Source organism: Roseibium litorale (genome assembly GCF_014842915.1).
Classification (GTDB): Bacteria; Pseudomonadota; Alphaproteobacteria; order Rhizobiales; family Stappiaceae; genus Roseibium; species Roseibium litorale.
The window spans coordinates 47741-61982 of record NZ_JACYXI010000016.1 but is presented as its reverse complement, the minus strand read 5'-3'; the positions used below and the strand labels follow the sequence as shown (position 1 = coordinate 61982).

Here is a 14242-nt window from a genome sequence, read left to right as displayed (position 1 = left end):
CGCGGCGTTATTTACGGAGACGCTCTTCCGCCATCCGGTCCGCGATGTGCTCTGGCGTTTCGCCAGTTGCATCGGCCCGTTTGAAGATTTCCGACAATGTGCCGGCGATTGCCAGTGTCTTTGCGCGCACCTTATCTTCACCCGCGCCCGGTGAGGCCAGGGCGATTGAGATCACGCCACCGGCGTTGATGGCATAATCCGGCGCGTAGAGGATGCCGCGGTCCCGCAAGCTCGTGCCGTCTTGCGGCGTCTGGAGCTGGTTGTTGGCTGCCCCGGCGACGACCTTCGCCGACAGCTGCGGAATGGTCCGGCTGTTGAGAATCCCGCCCAGGGCGCAGGGGGCGAAAATGTCTGCCTTGATCCGGTGCGCTTCACTTGGATCGACCGCTTTGCAGCCGAACTCATCCAGAGCCCTGAGTACGGCAGGCGCGTGAATATCGGAAACAACCAGCTTGGCCCCAGCCTCATGCAGCATCTGGCACAGGGCATAGCCGACATGGCCGAGACCGAGAACAGAGACGGTTTTACCGGTTAGATCAGACGTGCCATAGACGTGAGCGGCGGCAGCTTTGAGGCCTTCGAAGACACCGAGAGCCGTATAGGGCGACGGGTCGCCAAGGCCGGTTGCCATGGTGCCGCGCACATGGCTGGTGTGCCGGGCAACGGCTTCCATATCGTCCGTGGAGACGCCGACGTCTTCGGCAGTGATATAGGTGCCGGACAGGCGCTCAACGTGCCGGCCAAAGGCCTCCATCATCCCGGGTGTCTTGTCCTTGCGCGGATCGGCGATGATAACCGCCTTGCCACCGCCCAGATCCAAGCCGGCAAGCGCATTCTTGTAGGTCATGCCACGGGACAGGCGCAACGCGTCTGTCAGAGCCTCGCCAGCGGTCTCGTAGGGCCAGACGCGGCAGCCCCCAAGGGCGGGGCCGCATGTGGTGTCGTGCACGGCGATGATCGCCTTGAGCCCCGTTTTCTTGTCCCGGACAAACACTACGTCCTCGTGGTCTGCGAATTCCGGATGGTCAAAAACCGTGGAAGGGGAAATGGTCTTGGATACAGCGTTCATGATCGCCTCAGCGGATTGGTCTGCGTAGAGATAAATATGCGCTTTTTACTGGAAATATTGTGTCTAATTTTCCTTATTTTGCCGGACTAAGTACCAGTTTCATCCTCTGTTGGAGATATACCGGATTTTATTATTCTTCGCCTTTTCTGCGCTGCGAAGCAGATCGGCCTTGATCCCGCCCCCTTCCGGAGGCAAACACAGGCAACGGCCCTCTCACGGGAATACATGATCTTGCGAAGCCACCTGATTTCCGCCCTCATCCGCCTGTTGGTTCTGAGCATCGCGGTCCTCGGACCCGTGCGCATGGCACAGTCGCATCCTCACGTTTTCGTAGAGGCGACCAGCCATCTTGTCTTTGATGACAAGGGCTATGCGGTTGCTGTCGAGCATGTGTTCCGGTTTGACGATGCCTTTACCGCCTTCGCCATCCAGGGCTTCGACACCAACAATGATGGTGTCTATGACAGGAAGGAGCTTTCAGAGCTGGCCAAGGTCAACGTCGAGAGCATGGCCGAGTTTGGCTACTTCACTTTCGGTGATAACGCCCGGGTCGAGTTGGATTTCAACGCGCCACCCGACGACTACTGGCTTGAAGTTGCCGACGTGCCCCTCGCTGACTACTGGGCCATGAAGCCTGAAGACATTCAGGCGATGAAGGATGACGAGATCCGCAACGGCACCAAGGTGCCGACGACGTTTCAGCTTCTCGAGCTGCATTTCACGCTGCCCCTAAAGAGTTCTACGGACGCTACCCGTCCGATTACCCTCGATGTCTACGATCCGACCTATTACGTCGACTTTCGTTTCAGCAAGCGGCCTGACGCTGTCGGGGTCAGGAATGCTCCGGGAGCCTGCAAGGTGGAGCGGAAGGACCCGCCGCCGATGGATGCAGCAGCTGCCTATGCGCTGGCCCAGATCGGCGCCGATCAGCGCGACATTCCGCCGGAGCTGCAGGACGCGGCGGCAAGCCAAGTCAATCAGATGATCGTGACCTGTGACAATGCTCCGGCCATGGTGCTCGCCGATGGCAGCACGCCTGCATCCGGAACACGCGATCCCGCGCCCCAAAGTGCGGATGCGGCAAAGGCGGAAGGCCAGGCGGCCATAGACGCCGCACTCAACACCACACCGGCTCAGCCAGGGAATGCTGCTGCCACGCATGACCAGCCTGCAGCTGACCAGGCCGCACCGAGTGCATCGCAATCCCGCCGGAGCCTTGCAGACCGCTGGTTCGGCACGATCGCCAGCTTCCAGGCCGATTTCTATCAGAAGCTCATTTCCGCAATGCGCTCCTTCCGCACCAATCCCAATGCGGGCTGGCTGCTGGTCGGGATTTCATTCCTTTATGGCATCTTCCATGCGGCCGGGCCGGGGCATGGCAAGGCTGTCATCTCGTCCTATCTTCTGGCCAACAACGAAACGTTGAAGAAGGGCATTCTTCTCTCCTTCCTGTCCGCTTTCGCCCAGGCTGTCACGGCGGTGCTCCTGATAGGGATCGCCGCAATCGCCTTGAAGCTGACCTCCATTGCCATCCAGGACACCGCACGGTGGTTCGAGATTGGATCCTATGCCCTGGTGATGCTTCTGGGTATGGTCCTGCTCTGGCAGAAGCTGTTCCGCCCGGCGATCATGGGGAACCACGATCAAAGCCATAGCCACGCGCATCATGGTCATCACGATAACCATGATCATGGCCACGGACACCATTCTCATCACCACCATCATGCGCATGAGGAGCATGTTGTCGGCGCCGACGGTGTTTGTGAAAGCTGCGGCCATTCCCATGCGCCGGCGCCGGACATGCTGCAGGAGCCCCTGTCGGTTGGCCGGATGGTGTCGATCATTCTGGCGGTCGGCCTGCGTCCCTGCTCGGGCGCCCTGATCGTGCTGGTCTTCGCCTTGTCTCAGAACATGATCTGGGCCGGCGTTGCCTCTACCTTTGCCATGGCGGTTGGAACCGGCATCACCGTATCCATTCTGGCCTCGCTTGCTGTCGGCGCGCGGGATCTGGCGACGCGTCTGTTCGGTCAAGAGTCGGTCATGGCAGGCAGGATCCAGCGGACGCTGGGCATCCTTGGAGCCTTCATTGTTTTCTTCCTCGGTCTAACCCTGTTGATTGCCACCGCAGGGTGGGGCTGATCTGACCGTTTTGGAAGCTTGAACGAAAAAAGCCCCCGTACCGGAAGGCGCGGGGGCTTCTTTTTTGAGCTGCCAGGGCTGGTTACTTCTGCGCCGACCGGTAGGCGCGCGCTGCATCGCCAAAGGCCTTGAACAGCTTTGCGGAAGGCGCGTCGCTGCCGACCCAGTATTCCGGGTGCCACTGGGTGCCAAGAACATAGCCGCAGGCATTCTTGATGCTGACGGCTTCGATGGTACCGTCTTCCGCCGAGGCCTCGACCTCAACGCCTTCACCGAGCGTGCCAAGGGCTTGCCGGTGCAGGGAATTGACATTGATCTCCGGACTGCTGACGACGGCCTCCAGCTGGCTTCCCGGCTTGACGGCAATGGGATGCGCGATTTTGAACCGCTCGTCCTGATGCTCCGACACGGGAGCACGGTGATCATCCCGTCCGTCGAGATCCTGTATTTCGGACAGCAACGTTCCACCCATGGCAACGTTCAGTTCCTGCATGCCCCGGCAAATGGCGAAGACCGGGATGCCCCGTTCAATCGCGCGGCGCAGCAGGGGCAAGGAGGTGGCGTCACGTTCCGGATCATACGGCCCGTTGGCCTCAGTCGCCTCGCCGCCATAAAGTTCAGGATTGACGTTGCTGCGTGATCCGGTCGCCAGAACGCCGTCCACCCGGTCGAGCACAGCATCCAGATCAATATCCGCACCGAAGGAGGGAAGGATGACGGGCAACGCGTCAGCGCCGCTGATCACGGCCTTCAGGTAGGTCGAGGGCGCTGCATGCCAGTTGTAACCGTCAACCGGCTTGACGTCAGAGGTCACGAGGATGAGGGGCTTGGTCATTTGGGAAAACGTGTCCGGGTTTGAAGAAGGCCTGATCGGCCGCAGTTCAGTTTAGACGAGCAATCCGAGATCCTGAGCGATCTTGTAGAGCTGGGCCGCGTTCTTGCTGCCGACTTTTTCACGGAGGTTCAGCCTGTGTGTTTCCACCGTCCTTACGCTGATCCCCAGGGACTTGGCAATTTCCTTGTTCGGCTGGCCTTTGGCAATACCGAGAAGGACTTCCCGCTCCCGGTCTGTCAGGCCATAGGGATCTTCCTTCTGAACTGGAGGCTTGGACCCGATCAGCGTCGGCCCCACGGCGGAAGAGAAATAATAACCGCCACTTGCCACGGACGTAATCGCAGTGATCATTTCGATGGCCGAAATGTCTTTCAGGATATAGCCGCGGGCCCCTGCCTGCATGACACCCCGGACATATTCCGGATTGTCGTAGATCGACAGAACGAGGATCCCCGTTGCCGGAAACTTGCGCTGGATTTCGCGGGCGGCGTCCAGACCATTCATCAGCGGCATTGAAACATCCATCAGGACCACATCGGGCTTCAGGGCTTCGGCTTTCTCCACGGCTTCCCGGCCATTGGTCGCCTCTCCGACAACCTCAAGGGTCGTCGTCTTTTCGAGGCGCGCGCGAATTCCATCCCGTACCAGCTCGTGATCATCGGCCAGGAGCACCCGGATCCGTTTTGTCTGATGCAGTGAAGAGAGGGAAGGAGAGCCGGTCATCAGGCCGCCTGACTGGATTGAGGAGCATACTGTTTCTCAAGCGGCATCGTCACTTGGATCCGGGTTCCGCCTTTGGCAAGGTTTGAAAGCTGGAGAAACCCGTTATGGCTTTCCATGCGCTCGCGCATGTTCGGGATACCAAGGCCGGTGCCTGTCCCAAGAGGCATTGGCAGTCCCCTGCCGTTGTCCTCGATGGTAAGGGTCAGCAGGCTCGGACCAACGGATAGGCGGATATCCACATGATCGGCGGCAGAGTGCCGGGCGACATTCGTCATCGCCTCTTGAACGACCCGGTAAAGCGCTGTCTTGGCACCATCGGAAAGCCGGGAATGGCTGCGGTCCGCGCTAACGGTCACCTTGATGCCCGACTGCATCTCGAATTCCTTGCCAAGACTGACAAGGGCTGCCGCAAGACCGATGTCATCCAATACGCTTGGGCGCAGGTCACGTGAAATACGCCGCACTTCAGCGAGCGTGCCGTCCAGAATGGCAAGGCACTTGTCTGCCTGGCGTTTCAGTACTGGATGGTCGGCAGCTTCCGCCTGTATCATCTCAAGGCCGTAGCGGATGGAAACGAGCAGCTGGGATATGCTGTCATGCAGCTCCGTGGACACGCGCTTGCGCTCCTGCTCCTGGACGTCGACGATACGCTTCGTGAGCTCCTTGAGCTTGACGTCTGCAAAGAGCTGTTCGGAAAAGCGCACGCCGATGATCAAGGTTCCGGCGATCATGATGGCGACAAGCGTGATTGCGAAAATGGCAATGACCGTTTGGCGGATGGCCTCCTCGAAATCATTGTTCATGCTGGATATTTCGCTTGCGATATCGTCGGTATAGAGACCGGTTCCCATCATCCAGCCCCATTTGTCGAGCAGGATGGCGTAGGCCAGTTTCTCCTCCACCTTGCCTGTGCTGGGCTTGTGCCAGACATAGCGGTGGAAACCGCCCCCTTTCTTGGCTTCCAGGATCAGGTTCCGGATGACGTAGTCGCCATTAGGGTCCTGCAGATCCCACCAATTGTTTCCCACCAGATAATTGAGCTTGGGATGGACAATGTTTGTGCCGTCGAGCTCATAGACGAAGAAGTATCCGTCTTCATCGAAGGTCATGTCGTTCAGGATCCGCTTGACCGCGGCTTGGGCGGCGCCCCGTCCTCCTGGCTCCTTCTCGTAGATCTCCTGGATCGACGTGAGGGCAAGGCTTATGTAATTGCGGATTTCCGTCTTCTTGGCTTCCAGAACCCGCTGTTCCACGGACGCCGTTTCGGCCTCGATCAACTGCTGCGCCTGGTAATAGCTGGCCACACCAATCAGCAACGAAACCGTCACCAATGGCAGCAGCGTTATCAGCATGAGTTTGGTTTTGAAGGTCACGGAATCGGGTGGTCCATCTCGCTTAACGCAGTTTTCCGGCGGAGTTCCGCAGCCGGTTCAGTATTACTACGCAATCAATGCGCAGAACCACGAATAGCGCAAAGCTCTCCCGTTCTCCTAGACATACAGTTAGATCGGTGCAAGTGTAAGCGCCGATTGAATTTGACATCCGGTATGGGAGGAGAAAGTACATGGATCGTCGTTCATTTATTAAGAAAGCAGGTCTTGGTGCGGGTGGTGCCGTAGCGGCAACCGCGCTGGCAGCTCCGGCAATCGCGCAGTCGACCACCGAGATGGTGATTGTGTCGACCTGGCCGCGGGACATGCCGGGTCTCGGCACCTCGGCTCAGCGCCTTGCCGCTCGTATCGGTGAACTGACCGAAGGCCGTATCAACGTTCAGTATTTCGCTGCTGGCGAACGCGTCGGCGCATTTGACTCCTTTGACGAAGTCGCTTCCGGCAACGCGCAGGCCTATATCGGCGCGGACTATTACTGGAAGGGCAAGCACCCGGCCTGGGCTTATTACACGGCTGTTCCCTTTGGTTTGACCTATGCGGAAATCGACGCCTGGATCAAGTTCGGCGGCGGTCAGGAGCTGTGGGATGAACTGGCCGGCGAATTCGGCCTGCAGAACTTCGCAGCCGGCAACACCGGCGTGCAGATGGGCGGCTGGTTCAACAAGGAAATCGAAACCGCTGACGACCTCAAGGGTCTGAAGATGCGTATTCCGGGCCTGGGCGGTGACGTCATGGCAAAGCTCGGTGCGTCTCCGGTGTCCCTGCCGGGTGGCCAGATCTACGAAAACCTCGTTTCTGGCGCTGTTGACGCAACCGAGTGGGTTGGCCCGTGGAACGACTATTTCATGAAGTTCTACGAAGCCGCGAAGTACTACTACTATCCGGGCATGCATGAGCCGGGCTCCCAGCTTGCGCTGGGCTGCAACAAGTCCTGGCTAACCTCGCTGTCCAAGACCGATCAGCAAATCATCAAGGCAGCCTGCATGGAAGAAAACGCCCTGCAGATGGCAGAAACCAACAACAACAACGGTGTCTACCTTGAAAAGCTGATCAACGAGCACGGCGTCGTCCTGAAGAAGTTCTCGGACGAAGTCTATGATGCCTTCGGCGATGCTGCCGAGGCCGTGTTCGAGGAAACCATCCAGCATTCTGATCTTGCTGCACGTACCCACGAAAGCTTCGCGAAGGCGCGTACCGAAATCGGCCGCTGGATGCTCCTGGCCGACACTGGTTACACGCAGCAGCGGAACCGCGTTCTGGGCATCACCGTCTAAGGCGGCGGATGTCTGGTCCTGAAAGCGGGGACGGAAGAAATTCCGTCCCCTACCTTGTTGTATCCAATCTTTCAAAGGACAACCTGCGATGACGTCCGCTCACGGCGTTCCGGCCGGAATGTCCGCCCATGTCAGCAGCCAGACCGGTTCGGGCAAGAATCCGGTGCCGGTGCGCATGCTCGGTTGGGCGATTCTGGCCGTGATGGCAGCCTTTCTGCTCAACAACTATCTCAATTACTGGCAGGACCTGCCGGGCATTGCGCCGATCTTCGGAGGCAAGGCAAACGGCTCGCTTCCGATCGTCTGGTCGTGGGCCCAGCTTGGTGTCTACGGAGTGATGGTGGCTCTGGCCTTCGTCTATGTCGGCAAGACCGGTTCAGTGACGCTACGGCAGGATTCCAAACGCATCAGTGACCTGAATGCCTATCTGATCCGTGCAGCGTTCTGGGCAGTGGTGATTGTCGGTGTGGTCGATACGGTTATTTCCTTCCTCCGCGTGGAAGGGTTGCTTGAAGCGGTTGCCGGTACGGACCTCACGGCAGAACTTGGCCGTTCGCAGTTCCGCGGCGCCTATGTGCACATGCCGCTGATCGCCCTGTCCTTTGTCATCGCCGCCTTTACCCGGACACTCGGGTTCACCTGGCTGGCTCTTCTTGTTGTTGTGTCGGAGCTGCTGATCGTGATCGGCCGCTTTATCTTCTCCTATGAGCAGGCCTTCATGGCTGACCTGGTGCGCTTTTGGTACGCCGGGCTGTTTCTGTTCGCCAGCGCCTACACGCTGCTGGAAGAGGGGCATGTGCGCGTGGACATTCTCTATGCCAGCTTCAGCCGCCGCACGAAGGGCTATGTGAACGCGATTGGAAGTCTCTTCCTGGGCGTTGCCTTGTGCTGGGTTGTGCTGATCATCGGCATGGGTGGCAAGCAGAACATCATCAACAGCCCGATCCTCTCTTACGAGACGACGCAGGCTGGCTTCGGACTTTATGTCAAATATCTGATGGCAGGTTACCTCGGTGTCTTCGCAGTCACCATGATGGTTCAGTTCGTCAGCTATTTCATGGATGCGGTGGCCGATATCCGGGGTGAACCCGGCGGACGCGACCATGATTCCCATACCGTCCAATAAGCCGTCAGAGACCGAATGATATGGAACTTTTCTTTCTAATCCTTCTCATCCTGCTGATGGCTACCGCGCTGGGTTCCGGATTTCCGGTGGCCTTTGCTCTGCCGGGCTCGGCGATCATCACCATCGGCATCGCCTCCCTCGCGGGGTATGTGTTCACGGGAAGTGTGGACGCATATTTCTCGATCGGGGGACCCAGCCAGTGGCTCAGTGCGGGGGTCACGAACTTCCGGGGCATCTACTGGGAGGCCGAGCGCGATACGCTGATCGCCATTCCGCTGTTCGTGTTCATGGGCATCATGCTGCAGCGGTCCAAGATCGCTGAAGATCTGCTGGTCACCATGGCGCGTCTGTTTGGACCGGTTCCTGGCGGTCTGGGCATCTCGGTGGTCTTCGTGGGGGCGCTGCTCGCAGCCACCACGGGCATCGTTGGCGCCACGGTGGTGGCCATGGGCCTGATCTCCCTGCCTGCCATGCTGCGCAACAAATACTCGGTGCCGCTAGCAACCGGGACCATTGCCGCGTCCGGCACGCTTGGACAGATCATTCCGCCTTCGATCGTTCTGATCATTCTGGCCGACCAGCTTGCCAGCGCCGTCGATCAGGCGGGAACCATCCGCCAGACCCTGTACAAGCAGGCTACCGGCGAAGTGACCATGCCGTCAGACTTTGCTGTGGTGTCTACAAGTGCTGGTGAAATGTTCCTGGGTGCGTTCCTGCCGGGCCTCGTGCTCGTCGGGCTCTACATGCTCTTCATTCTCGGTTTCGCACTGATCAATCCCAAGGCGGCTCCGGCCGTACACAGCGACAGCGGCTTCGACCGCAAGTTCCTGGGCCAGGTCTTCGTCACGCTCGTGCCGCCGCTGGCCCTGATCTTCCTTGTTCTTGGCTCGATTGTCGCCGGTATCGCAACTGTGAACCAGGCAGGGGCGATCGGTGCTATCGGCGCCATGGTCATGGCCGGCTACCGGCTTGGCGGAGAGGGAACCAAGGCGCGCTACACGCCTGCGATCCTTGCGATCATTGCGCTTCTGGCGATTGCTATTGTCGTCAGCTTCATTGGCGCGATCAACATCAAGCGTGTTCAGACCTCTCAGGAAGTGCTCGGGCTGGTCATCGCGCTGATTGCTGTCTCCCTACTGTTGATCGCAGTGTTCTGGAGCGGCTGGCGTACCCTCAAGTTTGAAGACACGCTCCGGGGCGTGATGCTGGAAACGGCAAAGACCTCGTCGCTCGTCTTCATCATCCTGATCGGTGCGGCCATGCTAACCGCCTCCTTCCGCGCCTTCGGCGGGGAAGAGCTGGTGAAGCACTTCCTGCAGGGTCTCCCGGGCGGGTTCTGGGTTCAGTTCCTGATCGTCATGCTGGTGATTTTCATCCTCGGCTTCTTCCTCGATTTCATTGAAATCGCGGTGGTCGTGGTGCCGATCGTGGCTCCCATCCTGCTGGCGGATCCGGCGGCCAACGTCACCGCAGTGTGGCTCGGGGTAATGATCGGCCTGAACATCCAGACGTCGTTCCTGACTCCGCCCTTCGGCTTCGCCCTGTTCTATCTGCGCGGCGTGGCTCCGGCAGCGGTGAAGACCATCGACATGTACAAAGGGGTTGTGGCCTTCATCAGCCTGCAGCTTCTGGCCCTGTTCATTGCCGGCTTCTACCCGCAATTGGTGAACTATCTGCCCAACCGGTCCAGTCTCTTGTCCGAGAACGCGCCGCCACCGATGAACCCGCGCCTGCAATATTGCATGGAGAATTCGGTTGCGGAGGACTTCAGCCAGAATGGTCAGGGCATCATGTCCGCGATCAAGACGGCTGAAGGGCTGGATATCTCCTATCTGCCAAAGGATCTGCAGAAGGACCTGAAAAAGAGCTTTGAGGCTGCAAATCAGGTCATGCCGCAAATGTCCGAGATCGGTTCTGCTGAAAAAGCGGTTACCGAGGCTGCCGTTGACTACCGTCCGTTGCATCGCGAGGTGCGGGCGATTGAGCGTGATGCTCTGCGGATCGAGACCCGGATCAAGGAACTGCAGGTGGTTGTCAGCCGCGCTGGTCCGACAGGTATCTATACCGAGGCACAAGGCGAACGTGCAAAGACCCGGATCGATGCTCTGCAGAAGCAGCATGATGAGCTGATCGCTCAGATTCCCGGAACCTGGAAGGACGCTAACAAGACCTTCTCGACCATCCAGAAGGCTGAGAACAAGGCGCGTCTGACCTACCGCCGGACCGCGGACTCTGCGTATCAGCCTCTCGCCGAGACGATCGCGGTTCTCAAGGGAGCTGACAAGCTGGCCGCCTTTGAGCCGGTTCTTGAAGGTCTGAAGTCCGAGATCGCAACGCTGGAGCACACCGCTGCCGTTGACCGGCTTGCGGAAATCCGGTCGCAAATAGGCGAGATCGAAGGGACCAGCGATATCCGCAAGGGTGTCGGAGATGCCCGTTCGCTTCTGCGCAAGAAAGCGGATGACATTGCCGGCGCCCAAGCCGAGATCGACAAGTCGATTGCGGCACTGAAGGCCGATCTGGCCTGGCGGAAGAAGGCCGAAGCCGAGCTTCTGCCAAAGCTGGAAACCTATGACGCCGCGATCCGCAACAACATCGGCCTGCGCCAGCAGGCGGCTCTGCCGCGGGACATCGCGCTCAGCGTCGCGAGTTGCCTCTCTGGTCACCGGGATGTCTCACTCAACTTCTGAGCGGGCATCCAGGCATCACGAATTGCGGGAGGACGGGAAACCGCCCTCCCGCAATTGTTTCTCCAAGTAGCGTGATCAGCTCCAGTCGACGGACGCTGTGAGCATGTAACCTGAGCCGTAAATCGTCCGGATCAGGCTGGGAACGCCCGGCGCGCTCAGTTTCTTGCGGATGCGTGAGATCCGCACGTCGATGGAACGGTCGAGGCTTTCGTCCCGCCCGCCATGTTCCAGCAGGTAATCGCGGGTCAGCACCCGGCGGGGCGCCCGGAGCAGGGCGTCCAGCAAGGAGGCTTCTCCGGTGGAGAGATAGGTTTCCTCACCATCCGGGGAGGTGAGGCTGTGCGAGGAGGGCCGGTAGCACCAGCCTTCGAACCGGGCGCAGGCTGTGCCGGTCTTCTCTGGCAGGGTTTCGCCCGCCCGGCGCAGGATTGAGCGGATCCGGGCCACCACTTCTCGGGGATCGAACGGCTTGACCACATAATCGTCGGCACCAAGCTCCAGCCCCATCACCCGGTCGGACGAATGATTGCGGGCGGACAGCACGATGATTGGCACCGAAGACTGTTTCCGGATTTCGTTGATGAGGGTCATGCCCTCCATGTCGGGCAGGCCGAGATCGATCAGGCAGGCATCCGGCACCCCATGGGCAAGTGCGTCAAGCAGATCCCGCGCCTTGGAAAAGGGCTTGGCCTTGATGGCGAAGGGACGCATGGCATCGCTCAGCAAGGCGCAGATGTCCGGTTCGTCGTCGACCACATAAACCACGTGGTCCCGGGAAGCTGTCTTGTCTTGCTGGTTGTCCGGCCGGTTCATGCGCTCAATGTGTTTCTGAGTGTCTGGGCAAGGGCTTGCGGGCGTATGGGCTTTGAGAGAACCGGAAAACCAACCGACTCATCCTTCTCCTGCAGCATGCCCCAATCAGCGTAGCCCGTCATCAAGATGATGCCGAGATCAGGGCGGGCCGAGCGTATGGAGCGGGCAAGCGTCACTCCGTTCATCTGGCCGGGCATGACGATATCGCTAAGCATGCACCGGATCTCCGGCAGGGACGCGGCAAGCTGCAGCGCGTCTTCCGCACTTTCGGCAAGCAGCACCATATAGCCAAGATCCCTCAGCTGTTCGGCAAGAACGGTTGCCACATCCGCGTTGTCTTCCACGAGAAGAACCAGCTCGCCCGACCCGCGCGGCTCGTCACCTCCGTCGTTGGAGGTCTCCGGCAATTCGACAGCGCTGGAAAGGTCGACCGCCGGGAGATAGAGGCTGATGCGGGTCCCCTGCCCGGGGGCAGACGTAACTGCGGCTGCCCCGCCGGACTGGGTGACAAAACCGTAGACCATCGACAGGCCAAGACCGCTGCCGGTGCCGAAGGTCTTTGTGGTGAAGAACGGCTCGAACACCCGCAGCCGCGTTGCCTCGTCCATGCCCGTGCCAGTGTCGCTAACCGTGATCCGGGCATAGGCTCCGGGAGCAAGGTTGAGATCATCCGCCGCGCGGCCGGAGAGTTCGCAGGTCTCCAGCCTGATGATCAGGTCTCCGCCCTCCGAAAGAGCATCGCGGGCGTTGAAGGCGAGATTGATCAACGCAGTCTCCAGTTGCGTCGGATCAATCCGGGCTGCTAGTCCGGGCGGCCCTTGCTCAATGCTCAGCTTGATGGACGACGGGAGAGACCCACGCAGAAGGGTTTCGACATTGTTGATCAGTCCCTGCAGCCGGACCGTCTGCGGGTCGATCAGCTTGCCGCGGCTGAAGGCCAGGAGGTGCTGGGTGAGATCTGATCCGCGCTGGGTGGCCTGCAGCATCGGGGCAATCCGCGCTTTCAGGTCTTCTGGCGGGATCTGCCCTGTTGTCCGGCTGAGGCTCAGCAGATTGCCCATGAGAATGGTCAGAAGATTGTTGAAGTCATGGGCAAGACCGCCTGTCAGCTTGCCGACAGCATCCATGCGCTGGGACTGCATCAAGGCTGCTTCGCTGCGCTTATGCTCGGTTGCGTCCAGAGAGAGAACGAACACCCCGAGTGTCCGGCCATCCAGGGTCATGTCAGGGATCAGTGTCGATCGCATATAGACGGCGGTGCCATCCGGGCGCTCGCGATTATACTCATAGGACACGGCGTTGCCCTCGAAGGCACGCCTCACATGGGGCTCGATCTCGGAGAAAAGCTGTTCGCCGACCACCTCCGGGGCAGGTTTCCCGACAATGGAGGCGACCGACTGGCCGAACCATTCCGCATAGCGCCGGTTGGCAAAGCGGAATACCGGACCGGGGGCCATATAGGCGATCAGGGCTGGAATGTTATCTGTGACGAGACGCAGCCAGTCTTCACTCTGGCGCAGTGCACGTGTCCGTTCCTCGACGGTTTTCTCCAGCTTTTGCTGGCGCATTCTGTCTTCGGTCACATCCGCATAGGTGGTGACAAAGCCGCCGTGCGGCAGGGGAGTGCCGGAGACGGCGATGATCTGGCCATTGGGCCGGATGCGCTCGAAGTAGTGGGGCTCGAACAGCCGGGCCCGTTCCACGCGGCGGTGGATCTTGCCTTCGATATCACCGGGCCCGTATTCGCCCCGCTCCGCGTTAACGCGGAGGAACTCCTCCAGATGGGTGCCCCGGCGGGCGAGCCGCGGGGGGAAGTCCAGCATTTCCCACAGGCCGCGGTTCCAGGCGACAAGCTTGAGATCCTTGTCGAAAACCGAAAAGCCCTGGTTCACATGGTCCAGCGCGGCCTGAAGCAGGTCGATCTGGGATTGTTCGGGTGATGTTTCCTCCATGACCGCAGATTAGGACGGCGCTCTCCGCTTTGCCAGATCCCATGCCTGCTATCCTTTGGTCGAATTTGGTCCGACGAAACAATTCGTAATAATTGGATCATACTGGTGTAACTGCGGAGGCTTAGCGTTTCAACAGTCCCGGGAACACCCTTCCGGAGGATGGCCTGAAAAAGAATGACTTGAATGGTCAGGCGGAAGGGTTGTTTGATGAGGACATAAAATTCGACCCC

General features: G+C 59.5%; 10 protein-coding genes. 4 read left to right on the top strand and 6 right to left on the bottom strand.

Annotation, left to right across the window (positions count from 1 at the left end):
• Nucleotides 1-7 precede the first annotated feature (7 nt).
• Entirely contained in the window at nt 8-1069 is a 1062-nt protein-coding gene (locus tag IG616_RS19985) for a Glu/Leu/Phe/Val dehydrogenase dimerization domain-containing protein (protein ID WP_192150191.1), read from the bottom strand.
• A gap of 225 nt (nt 1070-1294) precedes the next feature.
• Here IG616_RS19985 and IG616_RS19980 point away from each other — a divergent pair, with 225 nt between their 5' ends.
• On the top strand, nt 1295-3208 hold the full coding sequence (locus tag IG616_RS19980) for a HoxN/HupN/NixA family nickel/cobalt transporter (protein WP_192150189.1): 1914 nt from the start codon (nt 1295-1297) through the stop codon (nt 3206-3208).
• Nucleotides 3209-3290: 82 nt separating this feature from the next.
• Here the strand turns inward: IG616_RS19980 and IG616_RS19975 are convergent, their stop codons facing one another.
• The 3 genes from IG616_RS19975 to IG616_RS19965 are packed head-to-tail and all read right to left on the bottom strand — an operon-like array spanning nt 3291 to nt 6139.
• Nucleotides 3291-4043 (bottom strand): gamma-glutamyl-gamma-aminobutyrate hydrolase family protein, encoded by a 753-nt coding sequence (locus IG616_RS19975; RefSeq protein ID WP_192150187.1) that lies wholly within the window; start codon nt 4041-4043, stop codon nt 3291-3293.
• 51 nt (nt 4044-4094) lie between these two features.
• Nucleotides 4095-4766: a response regulator transcription factor gene (locus tag IG616_RS19970; protein WP_192150185.1), complete on the bottom strand. Its 672-nt coding sequence runs from the start codon at nt 4764-4766 to the stop codon at nt 4095-4097.
• Nucleotides 4766-6139, bottom strand: coding sequence for a cache domain-containing protein (locus tag IG616_RS19965; RefSeq protein WP_192150183.1), 1374 nt, complete (start codon nt 6137-6139; stop codon nt 4766-4768). Before IG616_RS19965 ends, IG616_RS19970 begins: the two co-directional genes overlap by 1 nt.
• A gap of 191 nt (nt 6140-6330) precedes the next feature.
• Between IG616_RS19965 and IG616_RS19960 the strand changes: the two genes are divergently transcribed.
• From IG616_RS19960 to IG616_RS19950, 3 genes are all read left to right on the top strand, one after another.
• Nucleotides 6331-7431 carry a TRAP transporter substrate-binding protein gene (locus tag IG616_RS19960; protein WP_192150181.1) on the top strand — a complete coding sequence of 367 codons (1101 nt, stop codon included), beginning with the start codon at nt 6331-6333 and terminating at the stop codon, nt 7429-7431.
• A gap of 88 nt (nt 7432-7519) precedes the next feature.
• Nucleotides 7520-8557 carry a TRAP transporter small permease subunit gene (locus IG616_RS19955; RefSeq protein ID WP_209007847.1) on the top strand — a complete coding sequence of 346 codons (1038 nt, stop codon included), beginning with the start codon at nt 7520-7522 and terminating at the stop codon, nt 8555-8557.
• Between the two features lie 20 nt (nt 8558-8577).
• Nucleotides 8578-11247, top strand: coding sequence for a TRAP transporter large permease subunit (locus tag IG616_RS19950; RefSeq protein ID WP_192150179.1), 2670 nt, complete (start codon nt 8578-8580; stop codon nt 11245-11247).
• A gap of 75 nt (nt 11248-11322) precedes the next feature.
• Here IG616_RS19950 and IG616_RS19945 read toward each other — a convergent pair whose 3' ends face one another.
• Nucleotides 11323-12060 (bottom strand): response regulator transcription factor, encoded by a 738-nt coding sequence (locus IG616_RS19945; protein ID WP_192150177.1) that lies wholly within the window; start codon nt 12058-12060, stop codon nt 11323-11325.
• Nucleotides 12057-14012 carry a PAS-domain containing protein gene (locus IG616_RS19940; protein WP_192150175.1) on the bottom strand — a complete coding sequence of 652 codons (1956 nt, stop codon included), beginning with the start codon at nt 14010-14012 and terminating at the stop codon, nt 12057-12059. The genes IG616_RS19945 and IG616_RS19940 overlap by 4 nt, the downstream gene beginning before the upstream one ends.
• Nucleotides 14013-14242 lie beyond the last annotated feature (230 nt).

Bases quoted from the DNA above. Each gene is read 5' to 3' on its own strand.
- IG616_RS19950 (WP_192150179.1), top strand. From the start codon at position 8,578: ATGGAACTTTTCTTTCTAATCCTTCTCATCCTGCTGATGGCTACCGCG.
- IG616_RS19985 (WP_192150191.1), bottom strand. From the start codon at position 1,069: ATGAACGCTGTATCCAAGACCATTTCCCCTTCCACGGTTTTTGACCAT.
- IG616_RS19945 (WP_192150177.1), bottom strand. From the start codon at position 12,060: ATGAACCGGCCGGACAACCAGCAAGACAAGACAGCTTCCCGGGACCAC.
- IG616_RS19960 (WP_192150181.1), top strand. From the start codon at position 6,331: ATGGATCGTCGTTCATTTATTAAGAAAGCAGGTCTTGGTGCGGGTGGT.
- IG616_RS19955 (WP_209007847.1), top strand. From the start codon at position 7,520: ATGACGTCCGCTCACGGCGTTCCGGCCGGAATGTCCGCCCATGTCAGC.
- IG616_RS19975 (WP_192150187.1), bottom strand. From the start codon at position 4,043: ATGACCAAGCCCCTCATCCTCGTGACCTCTGACGTCAAGCCGGTTGAC.
- IG616_RS19980 (WP_192150189.1), top strand. From the start codon at position 1,295: ATGATCTTGCGAAGCCACCTGATTTCCGCCCTCATCCGCCTGTTGGTT.
- IG616_RS19970 (WP_192150185.1), bottom strand. From the start codon at position 4,766: ATGACCGGCTCTCCTTCCCTCTCTTCACTGCATCAGACAAAACGGATC.
- IG616_RS19940 (WP_192150175.1), bottom strand. From the start codon at position 14,012: ATGGAGGAAACATCACCCGAACAATCCCAGATCGACCTGCTTCAGGCC.